Source organism: Yersinia sp. 2466 StPb PI (assembly GCF_041538325.1).
In the GTDB taxonomy this organism is placed as follows: domain Bacteria; phylum Pseudomonadota; class Gammaproteobacteria; order Enterobacterales; family Enterobacteriaceae; genus Yersinia; species Yersinia enterocolitica_E.
This window is the reverse complement of record NZ_JAULSL010000001.1, coordinates 3,017,492-3,044,045: the sequence shown is the minus strand read 5'-3', so window position 1 is coordinate 3,044,045 and position 26,554 is coordinate 3,017,492. Positions and strand designations below refer to the sequence as shown.

The window sequence follows — 26,554 nt, the reverse complement described above, 5'->3', positions numbered from 1 at the left end:
TATTTGCATAAAACAGGCTGCGGGTCGTTGTCTGTAGCAGGCTCGAAGTATAAGCACGATGAGAGCATGTCACAGACTCAAGGAAATTAAGAGAGACTATAAGATGATAGATAATAAAAAACGCCCGGGGAAAGAGCTTGATCGTATAGATCGTAACATCCTGAATGAATTACAAAAGGATGGGCGCATCTCTAACGTTGAGCTTTCAAAACGAGTAGGATTATCACCAACACCATGTTTGGAACGAGTTCGCCGCTTAGAGCGTCAGGGTTTCATCCAAGGTTATACCGCACTGCTTAATCCACAGTATTTGGATGCATCGCTGCTGGTTATCGTTGAGATTACTCTGAATCGTGGCGCTCCGGATGTGTTTGAGCAATTTAATGCCGCTGTTAAAAATCTTGAGGAAATTCAAGAGTGTCACTTGGTTTCCGGCGATTTCGACTATTTGTTGAAAACCCGCGTACCTGATATGTCTGCTTACCGTACATTACTCGGTGAGACCTTGCTTCGCCTGCCGGGCGTCAATGACACTCGTACCTATGTGGTCATGGAAGAAGTGAAGCAGAGTAACCGCCTAGTCATTAAAACGCGGTAAACAGGCAGGTGCAAAACCTGAGTAATTTGGTTACACTCCTGTTTATTCATACAGTTTCAACGCCGGGAGGGTTCTCGGCGTTGTCACTCATACCAGTTAACAGGAACCTGGAGAGCCTTTCTTGAGCCAGGAATATACAGAAGATAAAGAAGTTACCCTGAAAAAACTCAGCAGCGGGCGTCGTTTACTTGAGGCGGTTTTGATTGTGGTAACAATTTTGGCAGCCTACCTGATGGCGGCGCTGCTCAGTTTTAATCCTTCGGACCCAAGCTGGTCCCAAACTGCATGGCATGAGCCTATCCACAATCTTGGTGGGGGTATTGGTGCCTGGATGGCCGATACACTGTTCTTCACCTTTGGTGTTTTGGCTTACGCAATCCCTGTGATTATGGTGATGTTGTGCTGGGCGGCTTTCCGTCAGCGCGATGCCAATGAACACGTTGATTACTTTGCTCTTTCTTTACGTCTGATTGGCACATTAGCCTTGATTTTAACGTCATGTGGCCTGGCTGCATTGAATGTTGACGATCTTTATTACTTTGCCTCTGGTGGGGTAATTGGCAGTTTGTTCAGTAATGCCATGTTGCCGTGGTTCAATGGTGTCGGTGCAACACTGACATTGCTCTGTATCTGGGCTGTTGGCCTGACGCTGTTTACCGGCTGGTCATGGTTGGTCATTGCTGAGAAAATTGGCGGAGTGGTCTTAGGCTCACTGACATTTATGACTAATCGCTCACGTCGTGAAGAACGCTATGACGATGAAGATGACGATTATCAGGTTGAAGATTCCGACGTTGCTGAACAAGAGCAGCGGGCGGCTTCAAATAAAGCGCTAGCAGTAGGCGCGGCTAGCGCCGCACTTGCGGCATCTGCGGCTCATGCTGATGACGACGTGCTATTCTCCGCGCCATCAGCAACCGACGCCATCGCCAATGCGCCTGAACCGGCCTTATCCCCAGCGCCGGGGTCCAATGGCGACTATGATCCTCTATTAAGCAGCCTGCGGGCAACAGATGATGACTATCAACCTGCTCCTGGGGTGATAGCCGAGTCTGTTAGCAGCCATAGCACGGCACCGATGACGGCTAACTCGACAGCGACACCGCCGTTATATTCGTTTGAAATTCCGCAAGAGACGCCATCACCGGTTCAGACTCGCGTTGCCACGCCTGTTGAGCGGCCAGAGCCACAAATGGGGGCATGGGATGTACCACCTGCACCTGTCAGCCATTCGCCGTTCGATTTCTCAACAGCACAGCGCCATAGTGATCAGGTCGATAGTGTTCCTAATGCGAACACTGGTTTTGGCCGTGCCCTTGATGGTTTGGCCGCAGTAAGTTCGGCCAGTGATCCACTGATTAGTGACCCATTGATCAATAGCAGCTTGTCAAATAACCCATTGTCTCATCACGGTTTGTCGGGAACAGCCATCGCCGCTGCGAGTGCAGCAGCGACGTTTATGCCAGCATTTACTGCTACTAGTGACACCGGTTCTCAGGTAAAACAGGGTATCGGTCCTGAGTTACCACGGCCTAACCCTGTGCGTATTCCAACGCGGCGTGAGTTGGCCTCTTACGGTATCAAGTTGCCTTCACAACGTATGGCGGAACAGGAACAACGCGAACAAGAAGCGCAAAATCCTCAGGTTACTGCAGCGTCGTTCGACAGCGAGCCTCTATCAGCAGATGATGATGCGTTGCAGCAGGCTATCTTGCGTAAAGCGTTTGCCGACCAGCAATCCGAGCGTTACGAGCAATCATCAGACGCAGGGGGTAATACGTTCACCGCCCCTGAGCCAGAAGATGAGCAAGCTTTAGAAGAAGCCGCATTACGGCAGGCATTCGCAGCACAACAACAGCATCGTTATGGGGCGGTTCAGCACCAAGACGTTGTTCATCACGAAGACTCTACTCATCACAAAAACAGTGCCGCAGAAGGAATGCAGCCTGTTGATATCCGCCGCGCCTATACATTCTCGCCGGTCGCAGATCTTGTTGATGATAGCCCTCGTGAGCCCTTGTTCACGCTTTCTCCCTATGTTGATGAAGAGGACCACGTCGCTTCTCCAGACGCTATTTCGCCTGAGCAACCAGCGCAATATCAGCAGCCATCAGTGCATCAAACGCATTCAGGGCAAGTCACATCGGTGCCAGCACCCTATACGCAGTCTGCGGCAACGCCTACTTATGCACCGACAACAGCACATGTTCCGGCAATAGCCCCGTCTGCTGTTGAGCCAACAATACCGGTACCACCTGTCGCCCCCGTGCAACCAACGCCAGCAATGGACAGCTTGATTCACCCGTTCCTGATGCGTAATGATCAGCCGTTGATTAAACCGACCACACCACTGCCTACGCTTGATTTACTTTCTTCTCCGCCAGCGGAGGAAGAACCAGTTGATATGTTTGCTTTAGAGCAAACAGCTCGTCTGGTTGAAGCACGTTTAGGTGATTATCGGGTAAAAGCGGAAGTAGTGGGTATTTCTCCAGGGCCAGTCATTACTCGCTTTGAGTTGGATTTGGCTCCAGGTGTTAAAGCGTCGCGCATTTCCAATCTTTCCCGCGATTTGGCCCGTTCTCTATCAGCTATCGCTGTGCGTGTAGTGGAAGTTATTCCGGGCAAACCTTATGTCGGGCTTGAATTGCCGAATAAGCATCGTCAAACGGTCTACCTGAGGGAAGTGCTCGACTGTGCCAAATTCCGTGATAACCCTTCTCCGCTTGCTATTGTGCTTGGTAAAGATATTGCCGGGCAGCCGGTGGTGGCAGACTTAGCCAAAATGCCACACTTGCTGGTGGCCGGTACTACCGGTTCTGGTAAGTCGGTTGGGGTGAACGCGATGATCCTCAGTATCTTGTATAAAGCCACACCAGATGAGGTGCGCTTTATCATGATTGACCCGAAAATGCTGGAGTTATCGGTGTATGAAGGCATTCCTCATCTGCTAACCGAAGTGGTTACTGATATGAAGGATGCCGCGAATGCATTGCGCTGGTGTGTCGGCGAGATGGAACGGCGCTATAAATTGATGTCGGCGCTGGGCGTGCGTAATCTCGCAGGCTATAACGAGCGCGTAGCTCAGGCTGAAGCTATGGGGCGGCCAATCCCTGACCCATTCTGGAAGCCATCCGATAGCATGGACATCTCACCGCCGATGCTGGTGAAACTGCCTTATATCGTGGTGCTGGTGGATGAGTTTGCCGATTTAATGATGACAGTGGGCAAAAAAGTTGAAGAGTTGATAGCACGTCTGGCACAGAAAGCCCGTGCTGCCGGTATCCATCTGGTGCTGGCTACCCAGCGTCCATCGGTAGATGTCATCACCGGTTTGATAAAAGCTAACATTCCAACCCGTATCGCATTTACGGTTTCCAGTAAAATCGACTCACGGACTATCCTCGATCAGGGCGGCGCGGAATCACTGCTGGGGATGGGGGACATGCTGTATATGGCACCAAACTCTTCGATTCCGGTACGTGTGCACGGTGCCTTTGTCCGTGACCAAGAAGTGCATGCCGTGGTTAATGATTGGAAAGCCCGAGGTCGTCCTCAATACATTGAGAGCATTCTTAGTGGTAGTGAAGAAGGGGAAGGCGGTAGTCTTGGATTGGACAGTGATGAAGAGCTGGACCCACTGTTTGATCAGGCCGTGAGCTTTGTGTTAGAGAAACGCCGGGCGTCAATTTCTGGCGTGCAGCGCCAATTCCGTATTGGGTATAACCGTGCTGCACGTATTATCGAACAGATGGAAGCCCAGCAGATTGTGAGTACGCCGGGCCATAATGGTAATCGTGAAGTGTTGGCCCCGCCGCCACATGAGTAGTCATATTTTGCTCTGAGGAAGTTAACATATACCCAATAGATTTCGAGTTGCAGGTAGGCGGCAACGAAATGACCCCAAGGAGTTGAGATAACTCAATGAGTTGGGTGAGTGATGGCAGCTAACACCCCTGCATCTTGAAAGATGACGGGTATAGACAGGGCCGCTTTGCGGCCCTTATGCAAAGAAGCATAACCCCGTATTTATCAGAGAATTTTATAAGGTATTTAGAATAATGAAAAAACTGCTTGTTGCTTGCTGTCTGTTATCGGGTTTAATTTCAGCTTCAGTTCTGGCGGATGTCAGTACCGATTTGCAAGGTCGTCTGAGTAAGGTGAACAGTTTCCATGCTAATTTCTCGCAAAAAGTGACCAGTGCTGATGGCGCGACGGTGCAGGAAGGTGAAGGGGAGCTGTGGGTGAAACGGCCAAATCTGTTTAACTGGCATATGACCTCACCGGATGAAAGCGTACTTATCTCAGACGGGGAAACCTTGTGGTTCTACAACCCCTTTGTTGAGCAGGCCACGGCAACCTGGTTGAAGAATGCAACCGGTAACACTCCGTTTATGCTGATTACCCGCAACAACCCGGATGACTGGAAACAGTACAATGTTAAGCAGAAAGGCGATGATTTTGAACTGACACCTAAAAGTGCCAGCGGTAATCTGAAGCAATTTGCCATTACGGTTACGCCGACGGGGACTATCAAGAGTTTTACTGCGGTTGAGCAAGATGGGCAGCGCAGTGCTTACACCCTGAAAGGCCAACAAAATAGCTCGGCTGACGCCAGCAAATTTAAATTTACCCTACCAAAAGGGGTGACGCTGGACGACCAGCGGCAGTGAGGTTTGCGTGAGTAATATGTCCCTCGACTTTTCCCAAAATGAGTTTCAACCACTGGCCGCGCGGATGCGGCCTTTGACGTTGGATCAATATATTGGTCAGCAACATTTGCTGGCACCGGGTAAACCGCTACCACGGGCAATCGTTGCGGGGCAGTTACACTCCATGATCCTCTGGGGGCCACCTGGGACGGGCAAAACCACATTGGCCGAAATTATTGGTCGTTACGGCCAAGCTGATGTGGAACGCATTTCTGCCGTGACCTCCGGTATTAAAGAGATTCGTGAGGCCATCGAACGCGCACGGCAAAACCGTGATGCTGGTCGGCGCACTATCTTGTTTGTTGACGAAGTCCATCGTTTCAATAAAAGCCAGCAGGATGCTTTTTTGCCGCATATTGAGGATGGCACTATTACCTTTATCGGTGCTACGACTGAAAACCCCTCGTTTGAACTGAATTCGGCATTGCTCTCCAGAGCGCGGGTTTATTTGCTTAAGGCATTAACCGCCGCAGATATCGAGAAAGTGATTGATCAAGCGATGTCAGACGGCAGCCGTGGTTACGGTGGGCAGAATATCAAACTGCCGGACGAGACCCGCCGCATGATGTCGGAGCTGGTTGGTGGTGATGCTCGTCGCGCGTTAAACAGCCTTGAGATGATGGCAGATATGGCAGAAATAGATGCCAACGGGGTGCGAGTATTAACCCCTGATTTGCTGAAAGAAGTGTCTGGCGAGCGGAGCGCCCGTTTTGATAACAAAGGTGATCGTTATTATGATCTGATCTCGGCGGTGCATAAATCCATTCGCGGCTCGGCCCCGGATGCGGCGCTATATTGGTATGCGCGTATTATCACTGCAGGGGGGGATCCCCTTTATGTCGCCCGCCGTTTATTGGCTATTGCCTCGGAAGATGTCGGTAATGCCGATCCTCGTGCCATGCAAGTGGCTATATCAGCGTGGGACTGTTTTACTCGAGTCGGTCCGGCAGAAGGTGAAAGGGCGATTGCTCAGGCCATTGTTTATCTAGCTTGTGCACCAAAAAGTAATGCGGTTTATTCCGCGTTTAAAGCAGCGATGCAGGACGCGCGTGATAAGCCTGACTTTGATGTGCCAGAACACCTACGTAATGCACCGACCAAACTGATGAAAGAGATGGGGCTTGGGGCGGAGTACCGATATGCCCATGATGAACAGCATGCTTATGCTGCAGGTGAGAACTATTTCCCGCCAGAAATGGCCGCGACTCGCTACTATTCACCCTCATCCCGTGGTCTGGAAGGTAAAATCGGTGAAAAGCTGGCATGGTTGGCTGAGCAGGATCAAAATAGCCCGATAAAACGCTACCGCTAGTCTTGCTGTTGCGGTAAGGTTAGCGCTATATGGTAAGTGGCTGTTTATACCGCTTATGTCATGAAATTCTCCTTTAATAACCATTATGCCCAAAATAGTTGAAGTGGCAGATAGGCAGCAAGTAAGCGAGTCTCGATGAGTTTACTGAGGTAAGTGATTCGGGTGAGAGAACGCTGCTAATACCGCTGCAACTTCAAAGATGAAAGGCATTCTATAACTACAAGCACAGGACTAGCATGCTCGATCCCAATATGCTGCGCAATGAGCTAGACGCAGTCGCCGAAAAACTTGCTCGCAGAGGTTTTAAACTTGATGTTGAGATGTTGCGCCAACAAGAAGAGCGCCGCAAAGTTTTACAGGTTGAAACAGAAAGTCTGCAAGCAGAACGTAACTCCCGATCGAAATTGATTGGTGCGGCCAAGGCGCGTGGCGAAGATATCGAACCATTACGTCTGGAAGTGAATGCGCTGGGTGAGAAGCTGGATGCGGCTAAGGCTGAGCTGGACAAACTGCAAAACGAAATCCGCTTACTGGCGTTGTCTATTCCTAACCTGCCGGATGATTCTGTCCCTGTGGGGAGAGATGAGAAAGACAATCTTGAAGTCAGCCGGTGGGGTGAGCCGCGTAAGTATGATTTTGAAGTGAGAGATCACGTCTCGCTGGGCGAAATGGCCGGTGGTCTTGATTTTGCTGCTGCAGTGAAGCTGACCGGTGCGCGTTTTGTGGTGATGAAAGGGCAAATAGCCCGTATGCACCGTGCGTTATCCCAGTTTATGCTGGACCTGCATACTGAAAAACACGGTTATCAAGAAGCTTATGTTCCTTATCTGGTTAACCATGCCACTTTGTATGGTACTGGCCAGTTACCTAAGTTTGGTGAAGATTTATTCCACACCAAACCGCTGGAAGAAGAGTCAGATAGCAGTAACTATGCACTGATTCCGACCGCTGAAGTGCCGCTGACCAATCTGGTACGCGATGAGATTCTGGAAGAAGACACTCTGCCATTGAAAATGACGGCCCATACCCCATGCTTCCGTTCTGAAGCGGGTTCCTATGGTCGTGATACCCGTGGCTTGATTCGTATGCATCAGTTCGACAAAGTTGAGATGGTGCAGATTACTCGCCCGGAAGATTCGATGGCGGCACTGGAAGAGTTGACCGGTCATGCAGAGAAAGTTCTGCAATTACTGGGCCTGCCATACCGCAAAGTGCTGCTGTGTACTGGTGATATGGGCTTTGGTTCCAGCAAGACTTACGATTTGGAAGTATGGCTGCCAGCGCAGGATACTTACCGTGAAATCTCTTCCTGTTCTAACATGTGGGATTTCCAGGCGCGCCGTATGCAAGCTCGTTGCCGCAATAAAACCGATAGAAAAACCCGTTTAGTTCATACCCTGAATGGTTCTGGTTTGGCGGTTGGCCGCACCCTGGTTGCAGTGATTGAAAACTACCAGCAGGCAGATGGCCGAATTGAGGTTCCAGAAGTATTACGCCCATATATGGGTGGCCTGGACTTTATCGGTTAATAACATACGGATTAATCACTAATCCAATATGCAGAAAGCGCCCCAGGGCGCTTTTTCTTTTTGGCGTATAGCCAGAGTAAAGGCTGAAGGTTGCTCGTAGGTGCTTCCAACATATCGTGCTATCCCCTCCCGCGCAGTAATTGACTTTTATATCGCCGGTGGCATGATGCGTTCACTTTTATCGTCCCGACGGCTCCTGTCTTATTATGTCCGCATATTCTCGCCCGGTTCTGCTTCTGCTCTGTGGGCTTTTGCTGTTTACGATTTCTATCGCAGTGTTAAATACATTGGTTCCCTTGTGGTTATCCCATCAACAATTGCCAACCTGGCAGGTGGGGATGGTTAGCTCGTCTTATTTTAGTGGGAATCTGGTTGGGACACTGATTGCAGGGCGCTTGATCCAGCAACTTGGATTTAATCGCAGCTACCATTACGCCTGTATTTTATTTGCGTTGGCGACTTGCGGATTAATGCTATCAGTGGACTTCTGGAGTTGGCTGGGATGGCGCTTTTTGGCCGGCGTGGCTTGCGCCCTGATTTGGGTCATTGTCGAAAGTGCGTTACTGCGCAGCGGCACGTTAGCTAACCGTGGGCAACTGCTGGCAGCTTATATGATGGTCTACTATCTGGGAACCGTCACCGGGCAATTATTATTAGGTGTCGTGTCAACGCAATTACTCAATGTTATCCCTTGGGTCAGTACATTGGTTATTACAGCCATGCTGCCGCTGCTGTTTGCCCACTTCTCACATCAGGGTAGCAGTGAGTCCTCACACATTGCCATTTGGCCGATGCTTAAGCGCCGTAGCGCTCGCCTGGGTATTAATGGCTGCATTATCTCAGGGGTACTGTTAGGTTCGCTCTATGGCCTGTTGCCGCTCTATTTATCGCATCAGGGCATGAGTGATGCCAGCGTTGGATGGTGGATGGCTTTGCTGGTTAGCTCAGGCATTATCGGTCAATGGCCGATAGGCAAAATGGCGGACCGTTATGGTCGTTTACTGGTGCTGCGCATTCAAGTGTTTGTCGTCATCCTCGGCAGTGTAGCCATTTTAGGTAATTATGCCTTGGCCCCGGCATTATTTATTCTGGGGTGTGCCGGTTTTACCCTTTATCCGGTCGCCATGGCCTGGGCGTGTGAAAAGGCCAGCGCTGATGAATTAGTGGCAATGAATCAGGCATTACTGATGAGTTATACCCTCGGTAGTCTGACCGGCCCGACAATGACCTCGCTGCTGATGCAGCGCTATTCCGATAATTTACTGTTTATCATGATAGCCGCTGTCGCCTTAGTGTATTTGATGATGTTGCTGCGTAAGCCAGGTAAACAACAGACCCCTTACGCTGCCATATAACAACCAAAAAAATACCGCCAGTGGCATAACCCAATTTGGCGGTATCTATGGGGATGCGTTAATTAACTGACTACGCCCCCCTTCTTGTTTGAAGTTGCCGCACCATTAGCTGCTTGCAACGGTAATGACTTAATATATTACTTTGTGACCATAGCTTTCGAGAATGCCTTTCACCCGATCCATGATCTCTGTGGTAGGGGGCTTCACCCCATCCAGTTTGTATTCTTCGCCCATGGCGACCCATTTGTGCTTACCCAACTCATGGTAAGGCAGTAATTCGATTTTCTCGATATTAGTCATGTTCTGGGTAAACTCACCTAACATGTGCGCCGATTTATCATCATCTGACCAACCCGGCACCACCACATAGCGGATCCAGGTTTTCTGGTTACGTTTTGCCAAGTAACGGGCAAACTCCAGTGTTCGATGATTCGATACCCCCACCAGATTCTGATGCACACTGTCATCCATCTGTTTTAAATCCAGCATCACTAAATCTGTGGCATCAAGTAACTCATCGATGACCGGATCATAACGGCGTACAAAACCGTTGGTATCCAGACAGGTATGGATGCCTACTTCATGACACGCACGAAACCAATCGCGCACAAACTCGGCCTGCAAAATAGCTTCGCCACCTGATGCAGTCACACCGCCGCCAGAGGCATTCATAAAGTGGCGATAGGTGATGGCTTCTTTGACTAATTCTTCAACGGTAACTTCTTTACCGCCGTGGGTATCCCAAGTATCACGGTTATGGCAATACAGGCAACGCATCAAGCAGCCCTGGAAGAATACGATAAATCGGATACCCGGGCCGTCAACAGTGCCACAGGATTCGAATGAGTGAATACGACCAAGTACTGACATAGCAGGATTTCTCCAACGCTGGATGAATAAAGGCCCCACTAAAGTGGAGCCTTTAAGTTTATGCCATTTTACTGCGGCAGGGAATTATATCGACTGTGTAAAGGTACGAGTAATTACATCCTGCTGTTGTTCTTTGGTCAGCGAGTTGAAACGTACTGCGTAACCCGATACACGGATAGTCAACTGCGGATATTTTTCCGGGTTTTCCATCGCGTCTAACAGCATTTCACGGTTCATTACGTTCACGTTCAGGTGTTGACCACCTTCGATGGACGCTTCGTGATGGAAGTAACCATCCATCAGACCGGCTAGGTTAGCTTTACGTACTTCGTCGTCTTTGCCTAATGCGTTTGGCACGATAGAGAAGGTGTAAGAGATACCATCTTTCGCGTAAGCAAACGGCAGTTTAGCAACCGAAGTCAGAGAGGCAACAGCACCTTTCTGGTCACGGCCATGCATTGGGTTAGCACCTGGACCGAATGGCGCACCAGCACGGCGACCATCTGGGGTGTTACCGGTTTTCTTACCATAAACCACGTTAGAGGTGATGGTCAGCACGGACTGAGTTGCCACTGCACCACGGTAAGTACGCAGCTTCTGAATTTTCTTCATGAAGCGCTCAACCAGGTCACAAGCGATATCATCAACGCGTGAATCGTTGTTACCAAACTGTGGATATTCGCCTTCGATGTTGAAGTCGATAGCCAGGCCGTCAGCATCACGGATGGTGCTTACTTTGGCATACTTGATAGCAGACAGGGAGTCAGCCGCAACAGACAGACCTGCAATACCACATGCCATAGTACGGTAAACATCACGGTCATGCAGTGCCATTAGCGCAGCTTCATAGCTGTACTTGTCATGCATGTAATGGATGATGTTCAGCGCGGTAACGTATTGTTTAGCCAGCCAATCCATAAAGTGGTCCATGCGTTCCATGACTTTGTCATAGTCCAGCACGTCATCCATCATTGGCGCTTCTTTCGGGCCAACCTGGATCTTCATTTTTTCATCAACGCCGCCGTTGATTGCGTACAACATGGTTTTTGCCAGGTTGGCACGGGCACCAAAGAACTGCATTTGTTTACCGACAATCATCGGGCTAACACAACAAGCGATAGCATAGTCATCGTTGTTGAAGTCAGGGCGCATCAGATCATCGTTTTCATATTGCACAGATGAAGTATCGATGGAGACTTTAGCAGCATACTTTTTAAAATTCAGTGGCAGCTTTTCAGACCATAGAATGGTCATGTTCGGCTCTGGAGACGGCCCCATAGTGTACAGGGTGTTCAGGAAGCGGAAGCTGGTTTTGGTCACTAGAGTACGGCCATCAACGCCCATACCGGCCAGAGACTCAGTTGCCCAGATTGGGTCACCAGAGAACAGTTCATCATACTCAGGGGTACGCAGGAAGCGAACCATACGCAGTTTCATAACCAAATGGTCAATCAATTCCTGCGCTTCAATTTCAGTCAGCTTACCTTCTTTCATGTCACGTTCGATGTACACGTCAAGGAAGGTAGATACACGACCGAAGGACATTGCCGCACCGTTTTGGGATTTAACCGCAGCTAAATAGCCGAAGTAGGTCCACTGTACTGCTTCACGGGCGTTAGTTGCCGGACCTGAGATATCACAGCCATATTTGGCCGCCATTTCTTTGATTTGAGCCAGAGCACGATGCTGTTCAGCAATTTCTTCGCGCAACTGGATAGTCATTTCCAGGTCTTTACCGTTTTCCAAATCATCTTGCAATGAATTGAACTGGGCCAGTTTGTCTTTCATCAGGAAGTCGATACCGTAAACGGCTACACGACGATAGTCACCGATGATACGGCCACGGCCATAGGCATCTGGCAAACCAGTCAGTACACCAGATTTACGGCAGTTCAGGATGTCTTTGGTATAAACGTCGAACACACCTTGGTTGTGTGTTTTACGGTAATCGGTGAAGACTTTTTTCAGTTGTGGGTCAAGTTCACGACCATAAACTTTGCAAGAGCCTTCTACCATTTTAATGCCACCGAATGGGATCAGTGCACGTTTCAATGGTTTTTCAGTCTGCAAGCCAACGATGGTTTCCAGATCTTTATTAATATAGCCAGCATCATGAGATGTGATGGTTGCAGCTACGTCGGTATCGAAATCAACTGGCGCATGGGTGCGGTTTTCCAGTTTGATGCCTTCCATAACCTGCGCCCACAGTTTGTCGGTCGCATCGGTAGGGCCGGCAAGGAAGGACTCATCGCCTTCATAAGGGGTATAGTTCTTCTGGATGAAGTCACGAACGTTTACACCGTTCTGCCAGTCACCCTTGGTAAAACCTTGCCATGCTTTGGCCAATTTTTCATTAAGTTCGGTCATAATGCATCTACCTTTTAATGTTAATTTCTTCGAAAACCAGACGTAGCGGCCACATATTAATGTTGCTGGTCACCGCGCAGATAAATTACCCAATAAGTCAACCCAACCAATAATCCGCCACCAATGATGTTACCGATAGTGACTGGGATCAGGTTATCAATAATAAAGTTACTTACGGTTAAGTGAGCAAATTGCTCAGGTGTTGATCCTATGGATTGCCAAAATTCAGGCGAAGCGAAATTTTTAATCACAATACCCATAGGAATCATAAACATATTTGCGATGCTATGCTCAAAGCCGCTGGCAACAAACATCCCCACCGGTAAGATCATCGCGAACATTTTATCCATTATGGTACGGCCGGAGTAACTCATCCATACCGCCAGACAGACCATCAGGTTAGCTAAAATACCCAAACACACCGCTTCAATAAAAGTATGGTGCAATTTATGGTCGGCTGTTTGCAAAACATTCAGACCCCATTGACCATTTGCCACAGTATGTTGGCCTGCGAACCAAATAAGACACACAAAGAACAGTGCACCGAACAGATTCCCAATATAGACATTAACCCAGTTACATGCCAGTTGACGCCATGTGATACGGCCGCTGGCTTTAGCGACAGTTGTGAGTACGGTCGATGTGAAAAGATCACCCCCACACACCACCACTAACATTAGCCCCAGGGAGAAGCAAATACCACCAACCAACTTGGCAAAGCCGAAAGGCACGCCAGCAGTACCGGTAGTCGCTGTAATATAAAAAACAAACGCAATTGAAATAAACACACCAGCAGTAATCGCTAAATAAAAGGTTTTTAGCGGATGCTTGGTGGCTTTATAGACACCGGCATCTTCGGCTACTTTAGCCATTGCCGCAGGTAATAATGCATCGAAGGGGTTGTCAGCTTTCACACTAACTCTCTCTTAAGGGTTAATAAAGCACAACGAGATACTAGCAAAGCAGTATAGCGTGAAAATTGATATGGATCATATTGCGCGAGTTTAGTTAGCTGTGAAACACCATAAAACATAGGGGTGATGCGATTAACTTATTGATTATTAATTGAAAAAAATATTTTAAGATTTGCAAATAATTTTGATTGGACTGTTTTAAAGCCGTTGAGAAGGTTAACTAAAAGGGGTATTTGTAGTTATTTTTATTATTATCAGTCATTAAAAATTAACTATTCATTCACCTATTTATCTATTTTATCTGGTCGCTAAATAATGTTTGTCTAAAGGTGCTATTACGGCGTCAGAAAATAACGTTTTTTTATGACAAAAACAATTGTTGAGCGCGGCGATTTGTATTTATTTTCGTCAGGATTAATTGCAGTACTAAATTAAACGGCGCTGCCAAAAGACAACGCCGTGGGTCGTTTTCTGCTGATTAGCATTTAGCTATTTGCTGGCAGAAAATGTTTACTCGCTTTTAGCCCAATAGCGGCGTTTGGCAGTTTGCAACTTCTCATAAGCACCTAGTAGTGCCTGATGAGCTGGTAAGGCTTTTAGATCCTCATCAACACTGAACAGGCCATTGAAGCGCGCCTCACCCACCAAGGCTGCTGAGGCTGCATCTACCGCCTCCTGACCATACATTTTCACAAAGGCAGTGTAATATTGTGCCGCTTCACGATCCGGCTCCTGAGTCAGTAACAATAGGGTTTGCAGGCAACGGTAATAGTTCGCTTGTTTTGCCGTAAAGACTGAAGAGTTAAAATCTTGCGTCCATTCAACCCAAATCAGTGCTTGCTCCAAATCACCGCCAGCCAATGCCAGCATGGATTTCAGCTCACCGACACGCAGGGTATACCAGCCGTTATCTTTACCCGAGGCGATACCCAGCAATTCACGTACGCGGGCGAAATCATCCAACCCTTCATCATCCAACTGCTGAATGAGCGCCAGATATTCCCCAGGTTGCCAGTCACTGCCGGGCAGGGCCAGCAAGCTGTCTCGCAGATGCACACCCATGGTGTTGTTCGCCATCAGCAAATCTTCGGCAGGATAGATATCAGACCAGCCTGGTACCAAAATCCGGCAGGCATAGACACTTAAATGCTCATAATCAGCGATATACACTTCGGCGTTTTCTTGCTTGAAGATAGCCATCAGGGTAGCGAATTCTTCTTCTGTGCTGCCTTTAAAGCTCCAGTCCACAAATGGATAGTCGGCCTTGTCTTTGAACATATCCCAACTGATCAAGCCACTTGAATCGATAAAGTGGGTTTCCAGATTGGTGTGCTCTGCCACCTCTTCGTCATCGAAGGTCGGCGCGGTAAAGACGTCCAGGTCTTTCAGGCTACGGCCCTGCAATAGCTCAGTCACGGTGCGTTCCAGCGCGACACCAAAGTCAGGATGTGCACCGAATGAGGCAAAACAGGTGCCATTTGACGGGTTAAACAGTACTACGCAAATAACCGGATAAGCGCCACCTAGAGAGGCATCGTAAGAGAGAATTGGGAAACCTTCTTCTTCCAGCTTGGCAATGGCTTCTACCACACCTGGATAGCGGTTTAACACCGCAGCAGGGATCTCCGGCAAGCTGATAGATTCTGCGATAATACGGTTTTTAACTTTACGTTCAAAGACTTCGGACAGGGCTTGTACCCGAGCTTCATTGGCAGTATTGCCCGCAGACATGCCGTTTGAGACATACAGATTGCCGATAATATTCATTGGAATATAGACGGTTTCTAAATCTGACTGGCGGGTAAAGGGCAATGAACAGATCCCGCGTTTGGCGTTACCTGATTGCAAATCCACCAGGTCACTGGCGACCAATTCCTGCTCTGGATCGTAAAACGCCAGCAGGCGCTCATCGAGAATGCCTTCTGGCAGCAAGTTATCTGCTGGGATCGGGAACCACTTCTCGTTGGGATAATGAACGAAATCACCTTCGGCAATGGCTTTGCCCAGATAGAAGTCAGCGAAGAAATAGTTGGTGGATAAGCGTTCGAAATATTCACCTAAAGCCGAAGCCAGTGCCGCTTTCTTGCTGGCACCTTTGCCGTTGGTAAAGCACAACGGGCAATCACGGTCGCGGATATGTACCGACCAAACGTGAGGAACCGGGTTAAGCCAAGAGGCTTCTTCAATATTAAAACCGAGGTCACTCAGCTTTTGCTGAAAGCGAGAGATTGAGTCTTCCAGCGCGGCGTCTTTGCCGGGAATAAAGGTTTGGGTCATTGTCGTCACTTTTTGGCGGTACTAAAAACGCGCAATCATACGGGGTTTTAGTTAATAGCTCCATGTATTCCTAAAGCGCAGCAAATGTCACAGTTTCAGTATGGATATTCCGCATAATTCACTAGCTTATAAATAACGGAGTCATAATGTGAAATCTATAAAGCTAACTGTCTTAGCCGGAATCTTAGCAGGGATCAGCGGTTCGGCCTTTGCTCTACCCAATATCACCCTATTGGCAACCGGGGGAACTATCGCCGGTGGCGGAGATTCAGCCACAAAATCTAACTATAAAGCCGGTAAATTGGGGGTTGATGCCCTGGTAAACGCGGTGCCGGAAATGAAAAAAATCGCCAATATTCAGGGCGAGCAAGTGGTTAATATCGGTTCTCAAGATATGAATGACGAGGTCTGGCTGAAGTTGGCGAAAAAAATTAATGCCGATTGCGCCAAAACAGACGGATTCGTGATTACGCATGGCACTGACACTCTGGAAGAAACTGCCTATTTTCTTGATTTAACGGTGAATTGCGATAAACCCGTGGTGATGGTTGGGGCGATGCGCCCGGCAACTGCCCTGGGTGCAGATGGTCCGCTGAATCTCTATAATGCAGTGGTCGTCGCCAGTGACGCCAATTCAGCTAAACGTGGTGTGCTGGTAGCGATGAATGACCAAGTGCTAAGTGGCCGTGATGTGATGAAAACCAATACCACCTCGGTGCAGACATTCCAGTCACCGAATACCGGATCCTTGGGGTCTATTTATGACGGTAAAGTGAATTATCTGCACCAACCCGCGCCAAGACAACCCGCTTTCGATATCAGCAAACTGAGTGAATTACCAAAAGTTGGCATTATTTATAACTATGCCAATGCCTCTGATTTACCGGCTAAAGCGCTGATTGCTGATGGCTATAAAGGGATTGTCAGTGCCGGTGTTGGTAACGGTAACCTCTATCATTCTGTTTTTGACACGCTGGCAACGGCAGCACACAGTGGGGTTGCTGTTGTGCGTTCATCCCGTGTGCCTACTGGTTCTACCACGGAAGATGCAGAAGTTGATGACACCAAATATGGATTTGTTGCATCCGGCTCACTCAATCCACAAAAAGCACGTGTGTTGCTGCAATTGGCATTAACCCAAACGCAAAAACCGCAAGAGATCCAAAAGCTATTCCACGCATATTGATTCAATAAGTCTTTGACGGGGGCTTCGGCCTCCGTATCTGCTTTATTACCACTAATCTGAAATAAACCCACCCATGCCGTCCGGCGACTATCTTTAATGAATCAAAAAGTTATTGGGCAACTATAAATGCAAACATTTGATCTCAAACGAATGGCACTGGATAAATTCCCCATCGAATTCTTGGCCGAAGTGGGCATGCGCTGTTTATTCACCTTTGTCTTGGTTTTTTTATTCCTCAAACTGAGTGGTCGCCGTGGCGTGCGGCAGATGTCGCTATTTGAAGTCGTGATCATTTTGACATTGGGATCCGCTGCGGGTGATGTCACTTTTTATGAAGATGTGCCGATGTTGCCAGTCGTAATGGTATTTATCTGCATTATGATTTTGTACCGCCTCTCTACTTTCTTGATGTCACGCAGCGAAAAAATACAGCAGTGGATGGAAGGGAAGCCGTTGATCATCATCAGTGATGGGATATTTGTTTGGGAAACCATGCAGCAGGAAAATATTACCCATGATGAGTTTTTTATGGAGTTGCGCCAACAAGGCGTCGAGCATCTTGGTCAGGTACGGCTGGCCATCCTGGAAGTCAATGGTGCAATCAGTGTGTTTTTCTTCGCGCAAGAACATGTCAAACCCGGTTTGCCGGTATTACCTAAATGCTGTGTTAACCCCTTGGTCACCATTGAAAAACCTGCGGAGTATGCCTGTAGCCAGTGCAGCCTGATAGTGGCGTTATCCAGCGGTGCAGAGAAAACCTGCCAACGTTGTGGTCACCACCACTGGGTTGAAGCTTTGGACCATCAACGAGCAAAATGAGTCATCTATCGTGCGCTAACACCTTGGTTCGGTAGCTTTTGGTGAATAATTCCAAATTAATGACAGGATAACGCACAGCCTGCTATCGCAGGGGGTGAGAGTTTCTCCCTTGCCAGTGAATAACCGTTGCAGCAGGCGGACTCGAATGATAAAACCGAGTAATGATAACGATGGCAATCTCAGTTGAGTGTGGTGAGGGGAAATGACACAAGTTTATAATTTTAGCGCAGGGCCTGCGATGTTACCGGTTGAAGTTTTACGTCGTGCGGAACAGGAATTACGTAACTGGCATGGCTTGGGGACATCGGTGATGGAGATCAGTCACCGGAGTAAGGAATTTATTCAGGTTGCTGAAGACGCAGAAGAAGATCTGCGTGATCTGTTACGAATTCCGGCCAATTATAAAGTGTTATTTTGCCATGGTGGCGCGCGCGCGCAGTTTGCCGCAGTGCCATTGAATTTACTCGGCGACAACAACAGTGCTGATTATATTGACGGCGGCTATTGGGCACACAGTGCAGTCAAAGAAGCACAAAAATACTGTGTCCCTAACGTTATCGATGTGACAACCCACGAAAATAGTCTAACGGGTATTTTGCCGATGAAACAATGGCAGTTGAGTGATAATGCTGCTTATGTACATTATTGCCCAAATGAAACCATTGATGGGCTGGCTATCAAAGAAGAGCCGGATTTTGGCGATAAAATTGTCGTTGCCGATTACTCATCATCTATCCTTTCTCGCCCGATTGATGTCAGTCGCTATGGTGTCATTTATGCTGGCGCCCAGAAAAACATCGGTCCCGCTGGCCTGACAGTGGTTATCGTGCGCGACGACTTATTAGGTAAAGCTCGCACTGAATTGCCATCGATCCTTGATTATAAGGTGCTGGCCGATAACGATTCCATGTTCAATACGCCGCCAACTTTTGCCTGGTATCTCTCTGGTCTGGTGTTTAAATGGCTGAAGGAGCAGGGCGGTTTGGTTGAAATGGAAAAACGTAATCAGGCGAAAGCTGATCTATTGTATGGTGCGATCGATAAGACCGGTTTCTATCGCAATCAGGTGGCTCACGCCAACCGCTCTTTGATGAATGTGCCATTCCAAATGAAGGATGCCTCCTTGGATAAAGTGTTCCTTAGCGAGGCACAAGAGCAGGGTTTGCAAGCCTTAAAAGGCCATCGTGTTGCTGGTGGGATGCGGGCATCGATTTATAATGCGATGCCAATTGAAGGCGTTAAAGTCTTAACAGATTTTATGGCTGACTTTGAACGCCGCCATGGTTGATTCCTCCGGGCGGATGTTTGTCTGCTCAGACTGAGTTATCACCCTTATTTAAAATATATTTATTTGCACACAGAAGACTGGAGAGTGCTTTTCCCATGTTGGAATCCCTGACTTTACAACCCATTGCTCTGATCAATGGCACCGTTAACTTACCCGGTTCTAAAAGTGTTTCTAACCGTGCACTTCTTCTGGCAGCGCTGGCCGAAGGGACGACCCAGCTGAATAACTTGTTAGACAGTGACGACATTCGCCATATGCTCGATGCCTTGCAGGCATTGGGGGTGAATTTCCGCCTTTCGGCTGATCGCACTCAATGTGAAGTGGATGGTGTAGGTGGCAAATTGGTCGCAGACCAACCCTTGGAACTGTTCTTAGGCAATGCGGGCACGGCAATGCGCCCATTGGCTGCGGCACTTTGCTTAGGTAACAGCGACATCGTACTAACCGGTGAACCGCGGATGAAAGAGCGGCCAATTGGCCACTTGGTTGATGCCTTGCGTCAGGGCGGGGCGCAGATTGATTATCTGGAGCAAGAGAGCTACCCGCCGTTGCGCTTACGTGGTGGTTTCCGTGGTGGAAAACTGACCGTTGATGGTAGTGTCTCCAGCCAATTTCTGACAGCATTGCTGATGACTGCCCCCTTGGCTGAGCAAGATACCGACATTCAGATTCAAGGCACTCTGGTCTCTAAGCCATACATCGATATTACCCTGCATCTGATGAAAGCCTTCGGTGTTGATGTGGTGCATGAGAACTATCAACTGTTTCATATAAAAAGCGGCCAGACATATCGCACTCCGGGTACTTATTTGGTTGAGGGCGATGCGTCTTCTGCGTCCTATTTCTTAGCCGCCGCGGCAATTAAAGGTGGCACCGTGCGTGTTACGGGTATCGGTAAAAAAAGCGTGCAGGGTGATACCAAATTTGCTGATGTGCTGGAAAAAATGGGCGCAAAAATTAGCTGGGGTGATGACTATATAGAATGTAGCCGTGGCGAATTACAGGGTATCGATATGGATATGAATCACATTCCTGATGCGGCCATGACCATTGCTACCACCGCACTGTTTGCCAATGGCCCGACGGTTATTCGTAATATCTATAACTGGCGGGTAAAAGAGACTGACCGCTTATCTGCGATGGCCACTGAGCTGAGAAAAGTGGGTGCGGAAGTTGAAGAAGGTGAAGACTATATTCGTGTGGTGCCACCCGTGCAATTAATTGCCGCTGAAATAGGGACTTACAATGACCACCGTATGGCGATGTGCTTCTCACTGGTGGCGTTATCTGATACTCCGGTGACGATTCTTGACCCTCAATGCACCGCTAAAACCTTCCCTGACTACTTTGAACAATTGGCCAATCTGAGCCAGACAGCCTGACCTTTTTGCGCCGAATTTATTGACCTCTAATGGGTACCAGTCGGTACCCATTCCCTATTTTATAGACGGATAGCACTTTTCTTTATTGGCAAATAAGAATAAATGTTTTTTCTGGCTATCTTTCACATCTCTTCTACACTCCAGCCACGGCTTATGGTTTTATTTTCAGCAACTGAACCACGCGAGGGTAACAGTTCACATCGATGCGGCGTATAATGCTGCTCCTGTGTTTGCCCTGCTGGGTAGACAAGAGGTTTTGCCTACCGAAAGGAGAGAGAAATGACGGCGATAGCCCCGGTGATAACCGTTGATGGACCAAGTGGTGCAGGTAAAGGTACGCTTTGCAAAGCTTTGGCTGAATCGTTGAACTGGCGCTTGCTGGATTCGGGTGCGATTTACCGGGTTTTGGCGTTAGCAGCCCTGCATCATCAGGTTGATATCAGCACCGAAGAGGCATTGGTTCCACTTGCCGCACATCTCGATGTTCGTTTTGTCTCACAGAATGGGCAGTTAAAAGTGATTTTAGAAGGTGAGGATGTCAGCAATGAAATCCGCACCGAAACTGTAGGGAATACTGCATCTCAGGCGGCGGCTTTCCCGCGAGTCCGTGAGGCATTACTACGCCGCCAGCGAGCATTTCGTGAAGCACCGGGCCTGATTGCCGATGGTCGCGATATGGGGACGGTGGTCTTCCCTGATGCGCCGGTGAAAATATTTCTTGATGCAAGTTCGCAAGAACGCGCGCACCGACGTATGCTACAGTTGCAGGAAAAGGGGTTTAATGTTAACTTTGAACGTCTTTTGGCCGAGATACAGGAGCGAGACTCTCGTGATCGTAACCGGTCTATTGCACCTTTAGTCCCTGCGGCGGATGCGTTGGTACTGGATTCAACCAGTATGTCCATCGAGCAGGTGATCGAACAGGCGCTGGCTTATGCCCAACGAATTTTAGCGTTGCCGTTGAAAAAATAACGACAATGCGGTCAGTTCTGAGCTCTCAACGATTTATTTTTTAATTAAAATTATTTTTGATGAGCACTTTAACCTTGCTGCAAGGATCTGTGGCGAGGCATGTGAAACAACCCCATCCGGCGGGATGCTAGATGGACGTTAAACTTAAGAATCCTGAAGATTATTAACATGACAGAATCTTTTGCTCAACTCTTTGAAGAATCCCTGAAAACAATTGAAACACGTCCGGGCTCTATCGTCCGTGGTGTTGTTGTTTCTATCGATAAAGATATCGTACTGGTTGACGCCGGTCTGAAATCTGAGTCAGCAATTCCAGCAGAACAGTTCAAGAACGCGCAAGGCGAACTGGAAATTCAAGTTGGTGACGAAGTTGACGTTGCTCTGGACGCTGTTGAAGACGGCTTCGGTGAAACTCTGCTGTCCCGTGAAAAAGCTAAGCGTCACGAAGCATGGCTGATGCTGGAAAAAGCTTACGAAGAAGCTGCAACCGTTACTGGTGTGATCAACGGCAAAGTGAAGGGCGGCTTTACAGTCGAACTGAACGGTATCCGTGCGTTCCTGCCTGGTTCACTGGTTGATGTGCGCCCAGTTCGCGATACTCTGCATCTGGAAGGCAAAGAGCTTGAGTTCAAAGTCATCAAGCTTGATCAGAAACGCAACAACGTAGTTGTTTCTCGTCGTGCAGTTATCGAATCTGAGAACAGCGCTGAGCGTGATCAATTGCTGGAAAACCTGCAAGAAGGCATGGAAGTTAAGGGTATCGTTAAGAACCTGACTGACTACGGTGCATTCGTTGATCTGGGTGGCGTTGATGGCTTGCTGCACATTACTGACATGGCTTGGAAACGTGTTAAACACCCAAGCGAAATCGTCAATGTGGGCGACGAAATCACTGTTAAAGTTCTGAAATTCGACCGCGAACGTACTCGTGTATCCCTGGGCTTGAAACAGCTTGGCGAAGATCCATGGGTTGCTATCGCTAAACGTTACCCAGAAAGCACCAAGCTGACTGGTCGTGTAACTAACCTGACTGATTACGGCTGCTTCGTAGAAATCGAAGAAGGCGTTGAAGGTTTGGTACACGTTTCAGAAATGGATTGGACCAACAAAAACATTCACCCGTCTAAAGTTGTTAACGTTGGCGACGTAGTGGAAGTTATGGTTCTGGACATCGATGAAGAACGTCGTCGTATTTCTCTGGGCCTGAAACAGTGCAAATCTAACCCATGGCAGCTGTTTGCAGAAACTCACAACAAAAACGACCGCGTTGAAGGTAAAATCAAGTCTATCACTGACTTCGGTATCTTCATCGGCTTGGACGGCGGCATCGACGGCCTGGTTCACCTGTCTGACATCTCCTGGAACGTTGCAGGCGAAGAAGCAGTTCGTGAATATAAGAAAGGCGACGAAATCGCAGCTGTGGTTCTGCAAGTTGACGCAGAACGTGAGCGCATCTCCCTGGGCGTGAAACAACTGGCAGAAGACCCGTTCAATAACTACCTGTCTGTTAACAAGAAAGGTGCTATTGTTACTGGTAAAGTAACTGCAGTTGACGCTAAAGGTGCTACAGTTGAATTGGCAGGCGGCGTAGAAGGTTATCTGCGTGCTTCCGAAGCAACTCGCGACCGCGTTGAAGATGCGACGCTGGTTCTGAACGTCGGTGATGAAGTTGAAGCCAAATATACTGGCGTTGACCGTAAAAACCGCGTAATCAGCCTGTCTGTTCGTGCTAAAGACGAAGCTGATGAGAAAGATGCTATTGCTACAGTTAACAACAAGCCAGAAGAAGGTAACTTCTCTAGCGCAATGGCAGAAGCGTTCAAAGCTGCAAAAGGCGAGTAATAACGGGGGGCGGTTTTTCCGCCCCTATACGGTAGTTTAGCTGCAAAGCTTGGAGGTAATATGACCAAGTCTGAACTTATTGAAAGACTTGCTGGCCAGCAATCTCATGTACCGGCTAAAGCCGTTGAGGATGCAGTGAAAGAAATGCTTGAACATATGGCTGGAACACTAGCTGAAGGTGAGCGCATTGAGATCCGAGGATTTGGCAGTTTTTCTCTTCACTACCGTGCTCCGCGTGTTGGCCGTAATCCAAAGACTGGCGCTAAAGTTGAATTGGAAGGTAAGTACGTTCCACACTTTAAGCCAGGTAAAGAATTGCGTGATCGCGCTAATATCTACGGTTAAGTTGGTTACAACTTACCGCGTTATTATCTATACCTAAATCATTGGTGTCATAGCTAATACTGCTATGACGCTGATTATAAAAGGTATAAACGCTGATAAGAAACGGTGCCTAATGGCACCGTTTTTCTTTTTTTCTTTCTAATGTCACGCGCTAAAATTAGCTGAATATATATTAAAACCTTATAACGAATAGATTAAATATTGTTTATTCACTTATTCAAATACCCTCATCTATCTCTATCTCTATCTCTATCTCTATCTCTATCTCTATCTCCCTTTTACCTGTAATAAGCTCAGCTTTATTTTCGATACATTCCGCATAGGCGTTGTTAGCTATGTAACAAGATTAAACTATCCGCGAAGCCGCTCTGAACTTCCACTTTTTGTACTGGCTGCATCATCCATCAACAGAGAAAATCAACATATTCACGATGAGGCAAGCGGATGGCAATGAGGCTATCTGGCAGTAATACAAGGGATGGCTTCTTATCACTTTATCAATCGATCATGCTGCGGCCGCTATTGCCATTGGCTTCTTACCTCTTATTTTTCTACCTCAGTTGCCAGGAACTCTCATCATTGTGGGGCTGCTAGTGTTGGGGGGACTGGTATGGTTAAGTGGGTGTATATACTGGCAATGCGTGGCATTAGTCATCATCAGTTTTGCGTGGGGAAGTTGGCACGGAAATAGGGTATTAATGCAAATTGAGGCGTTAACTCAAGGTGAGCAGCAAGTTATCGCCACTATAAAGAATGCCTATCTGACATGGGGAGAAGGGAATAAGGTCCTGCTGGGCATTCAGCAAGTTAATGGGCAAAGAGTATTTCCGCCGATTGCAGTATCAGTAAAGTGGCCGGAGAAGCTTGAGCGCTATTGTGCTGGGCAGCAATGGGTGTTGAGGCTACGAATGCGGGCGGTGCATAGCTTACTCAATGAAGGGGGGGTTGATAGCCAACGCTGGGCTATAGCCAACCAGCGTCCATTGCAAGGGCGAGTGATTAAGGCTGAATTGCGTGATGCTCATTGTAATCTCCGCCAGCGGGCCATCAGTGTTATTGAACAGCAGCTACAGCAGTATGACCAGCGGCAGATACTGCTAGCTTTAGCTTTTGGTGAAAGAGAACAGTTGAACACACGTCAGTGGGCACTTTTTCGTAATACCGGAACGGCGCACCTGATGGCGATATCGGGTTTGCACATCGGGCTAGCGGCGCTGTTTGGCGGGATACTGGCTCGTGGGATCCAGTTCTTTCTACCCGTTAGTTGGGTAGGGCCCGTGTTCCCGCTGCTGATTGGCTGGTTTGTGGCAATGGTTTATGTTTGGTTGGCGGGTGCGAATCCACCCGCGATGAGGGCGGCTATAGCATTAACCCTATGGTTACTGCTGAGGTTGTTCGGTATTTTATGCAGCGCCTGGCAAGTGTGGCTCTGGGTGTTGGCGTTAATATTACTTAGTGAACCACTGGCGGTACTATCAGACAGTTTTTGGCTCTCCTGTCTGGCGGTATTCAGTCTGATATGTTGGTTCTATTGGGTGCCAATTACTCAGCGTTTTAGGGGCGGATGGCTTGGGCTGATTATCCGCTGGTTCCATTTACAATTTGGTATGATGCTACTATTGATGCCACTGCAGATAGGCCTATTTCATGGCGTCAGCTTGTTTTCTATCCCTGCAAATTTGTGGGCAGTGCCTATCATATCCCTGCTTACTGTGCCTTGCGTATTGTTGGCCTTGGCCTGCATACCATTGCCTACCGTAGCTGGCCTGTTTTGGTTCTTGGCCGATATATCGCTTTGCGCGGTACTCTGGCCACTCAATCACCTAAAAACCGGTTGGTTGCATACTGGGTTAGCATCCGTTGCCGTGGCTTATACGGGGTGGCTGGTAATACTTATTTGGCGTTTTCAGTGGTGGCGCAGCTATCCAATTGGGGTGGTAGTCCTGTGTGTCAATTTGGTGTTATTCACTCAGCGGCGTGATGATTATCGCTGGCGTGTTGATATGTTGGATATTGGGCACGGTCTGGCAATAGTGATAGAACGCGCAGGGAAAGCAATTATCTTTGATACGGGCAATCGTTGGCACACCAGTAGCATGGCAGCTGCGGTTATTCTCCCTTATTTACGTTGGCGGGGCATTGTGGTTGAGCAAATTATCCTTAGCCATGATCATCTTGATCACACCGGAGGGCTAGCTGAGTTAAAGGCGGCATTCCCGCAGGCGAAAATCCGTGCACCTTTCTCCTTAACTGGCCCGATAGCGGGTTTGCCCTGTCAGCAAGGCGTGAAATGGCAATGGCAAAATTTAAATTTTGAGGTTTTATGGCCAAGAACTCATGTGATTAACGCCCAAAATGATGACTCATGTGTTATTCGCATTGATGATGGCAAACACAGTCTGTTATTGACGGGCGACCTTGAAACACGGGGAGAGCGGCAGTTAGTTAAAAATTATCGTGCTAAGCTAGCCTCAACATTGCTGCAAGTTCCCCACCATGGCAGCAATACCTCTTCAACCGGCCCATTTTTGCGGGCAGTGAAGCCAGAATTGGCTTTTGCTTCCGCTGCACGCTATAACCAATGGCACCTGCCAGCTAAAAAAGTGATTAAACGCTATCAAAAAAATAGCATTATTTGGCGTGATACCTCGGTATCCGGACAGCTAACTGTGTATTTTTACATCGATAGTTGGCAAATTAGGGGCTATCGGGAACAAATAATGCCACGTTGGTATCACCAGCGGTTTGGCGTTGGAGGCCATAATGAGTAGAATGGGCCGCTATTTCTT

General features: G+C 48.3%; 18 protein-coding genes. 14 read left to right on the top strand and 4 right to left on the bottom strand.

All coding sequences use genetic code 11. The features are described 5' to 3' along the window. The first annotated feature begins 103 nt into the window (after nucleotides 1-103). The 6 genes from lrp to Q2T72_RS13765 all read left to right on the top strand — a co-directional run bounded on the left by lrp (nucleotide 104) and on the right by Q2T72_RS13765 (nucleotide 9,503). Nucleotides 104-598, top strand: a complete 495-nt coding sequence (gene lrp, locus Q2T72_RS13790; protein WP_005184714.1) for a leucine-responsive transcriptional regulator Lrp — start codon at nucleotides 104-106, stop codon at nucleotides 596-598. Between the two features lie 121 nt (nucleotides 599-719). Beyond that, a complete protein-coding gene (locus Q2T72_RS13785; protein WP_372569321.1) occupies nucleotides 720-4,424 on the top strand; it encodes a DNA translocase FtsK 4TM domain-containing protein in 3,705 nt (1,234 codons plus the stop codon). A 232-nt stretch (nucleotides 4,425-4,656) separates the two neighbouring features. Continuing rightward, nucleotides 4,657-5,268, top strand: a complete 612-nt coding sequence (lolA, locus tag Q2T72_RS13780) for an outer membrane lipoprotein chaperone LolA (protein WP_083158429.1) — start codon at nucleotides 4,657-4,659, stop codon at nucleotides 5,266-5,268. Between the two features lie 7 nt (nucleotides 5,269-5,275). Beyond that, nucleotides 5,276-6,619: a replication-associated recombination protein A gene (locus Q2T72_RS13775; RefSeq protein ID WP_372569320.1), complete on the top strand. Its 1,344-nt coding sequence runs from the start codon at nucleotides 5,276-5,278 to the stop codon at nucleotides 6,617-6,619. 236 nt (nucleotides 6,620-6,855) lie between these two features. After that, nucleotides 6,856-8,148: a serine--tRNA ligase gene (gene serS / locus Q2T72_RS13770; RefSeq protein ID WP_083158430.1), complete on the top strand. Its 1,293-nt coding sequence runs from the start codon at nucleotides 6,856-6,858 to the stop codon at nucleotides 8,146-8,148. 206 nt (nucleotides 8,149-8,354) lie between these two features. Beyond that, nucleotides 8,355-9,503, top strand: coding sequence for an MFS transporter (locus Q2T72_RS13765; protein WP_372569319.1), 1,149 nt, complete (start codon nucleotides 8,355-8,357; stop codon nucleotides 9,501-9,503). Nucleotides 9,504-9,632: 129 nt separating this feature from the next. Here the strand turns inward: Q2T72_RS13765 and pflA are convergent, their stop codons facing one another. From pflA to ycaO, 4 genes are all read right to left on the bottom strand, one after another. After that, nucleotides 9,633-10,373, bottom strand: a complete 741-nt coding sequence (pflA, locus tag Q2T72_RS13760; protein ID WP_083158432.1) for a pyruvate formate lyase 1-activating protein — start codon at nucleotides 10,371-10,373, stop codon at nucleotides 9,633-9,635. Between the two features lie 84 nt (nucleotides 10,374-10,457). After that, nucleotides 10,458-12,740: a formate C-acetyltransferase gene (pflB, locus tag Q2T72_RS13755; RefSeq protein WP_083158433.1), complete on the bottom strand. Its 2,283-nt coding sequence runs from the start codon at nucleotides 12,738-12,740 to the stop codon at nucleotides 10,458-10,460. Nucleotides 12,741-12,796: 56 nt separating this feature from the next. Beyond that, nucleotides 12,797-13,654, bottom strand: coding sequence for a formate transporter FocA (gene focA / locus Q2T72_RS13750; protein WP_050084953.1), 858 nt, complete (start codon nucleotides 13,652-13,654; stop codon nucleotides 12,797-12,799). A 510-nt stretch (nucleotides 13,655-14,164) separates the two neighbouring features. Then, nucleotides 14,165-15,931 carry a 30S ribosomal protein S12 methylthiotransferase accessory factor YcaO gene (gene ycaO, locus Q2T72_RS13745; RefSeq protein WP_083158434.1) on the bottom strand — a complete coding sequence of 589 codons (1,767 nt, stop codon included), beginning with the start codon at nucleotides 15,929-15,931 and terminating at the stop codon, nucleotides 14,165-14,167. Nucleotides 15,932-16,079: 148 nt separating this feature from the next. Between ycaO and ansB the strand changes: the two genes are divergently transcribed. The 8 genes from ansB (at nucleotide 16,080) to Q2T72_RS13705 (ending at nucleotide 26,536) form a co-directional block, all read left to right on the top strand. Next, the gene (gene ansB, locus Q2T72_RS13740) at nucleotides 16,080-17,117 is read left to right on the top strand and encodes an L-asparaginase 2 (RefSeq protein ID WP_083158435.1); all 1,038 of its coding nucleotides are present in this window, start codon (nucleotides 16,080-16,082) and stop codon (nucleotides 17,115-17,117) included. A 126-nt stretch (nucleotides 17,118-17,243) separates the two neighbouring features. Continuing rightward, nucleotides 17,244-17,936: a DUF421 domain-containing protein gene (locus Q2T72_RS13735; RefSeq protein ID WP_083158436.1), complete on the top strand. Its 693-nt coding sequence runs from the start codon at nucleotides 17,244-17,246 to the stop codon at nucleotides 17,934-17,936. A 202-nt stretch (nucleotides 17,937-18,138) separates the two neighbouring features. Next, on the top strand, nucleotides 18,139-19,224 hold the full coding sequence (gene serC, locus Q2T72_RS13730; RefSeq protein ID WP_083158437.1) for a 3-phosphoserine/phosphohydroxythreonine transaminase: 1,086 nt from the start codon (nucleotides 18,139-18,141) through the stop codon (nucleotides 19,222-19,224). A 95-nt stretch (nucleotides 19,225-19,319) separates the two neighbouring features. Then, a complete protein-coding gene (gene aroA / locus Q2T72_RS13725; RefSeq protein ID WP_083158438.1) occupies nucleotides 19,320-20,606 on the top strand; it encodes a 3-phosphoshikimate 1-carboxyvinyltransferase in 1,287 nt (428 codons plus the stop codon). 279 nt (nucleotides 20,607-20,885) lie between these two features. Next, on the top strand, nucleotides 20,886-21,578 hold the full coding sequence (cmk, locus tag Q2T72_RS13720) for a (d)CMP kinase (RefSeq protein ID WP_050084945.1): 693 nt from the start codon (nucleotides 20,886-20,888) through the stop codon (nucleotides 21,576-21,578). 168 nt (nucleotides 21,579-21,746) lie between these two features. Next, nucleotides 21,747-23,420 carry a 30S ribosomal protein S1 gene (gene rpsA / locus Q2T72_RS13715; RefSeq protein WP_004391091.1) on the top strand — a complete coding sequence of 558 codons (1,674 nt, stop codon included), beginning with the start codon at nucleotides 21,747-21,749 and terminating at the stop codon, nucleotides 23,418-23,420. 60 nt (nucleotides 23,421-23,480) lie between these two features. Next, the gene (ihfB, locus tag Q2T72_RS13710) at nucleotides 23,481-23,765 is read left to right on the top strand and encodes an integration host factor subunit beta (protein WP_005184672.1); all 285 of its coding nucleotides are present in this window, start codon (nucleotides 23,481-23,483) and stop codon (nucleotides 23,763-23,765) included. Nucleotides 23,766-24,253: 488 nt separating this feature from the next. Further along, nucleotides 24,254-26,536, top strand: a complete 2,283-nt coding sequence (locus Q2T72_RS13705) for a ComEC family protein (RefSeq protein WP_372569895.1) — start codon at nucleotides 24,254-24,256, stop codon at nucleotides 26,534-26,536. Nucleotides 26,537-26,554 lie beyond the last annotated feature (18 nt).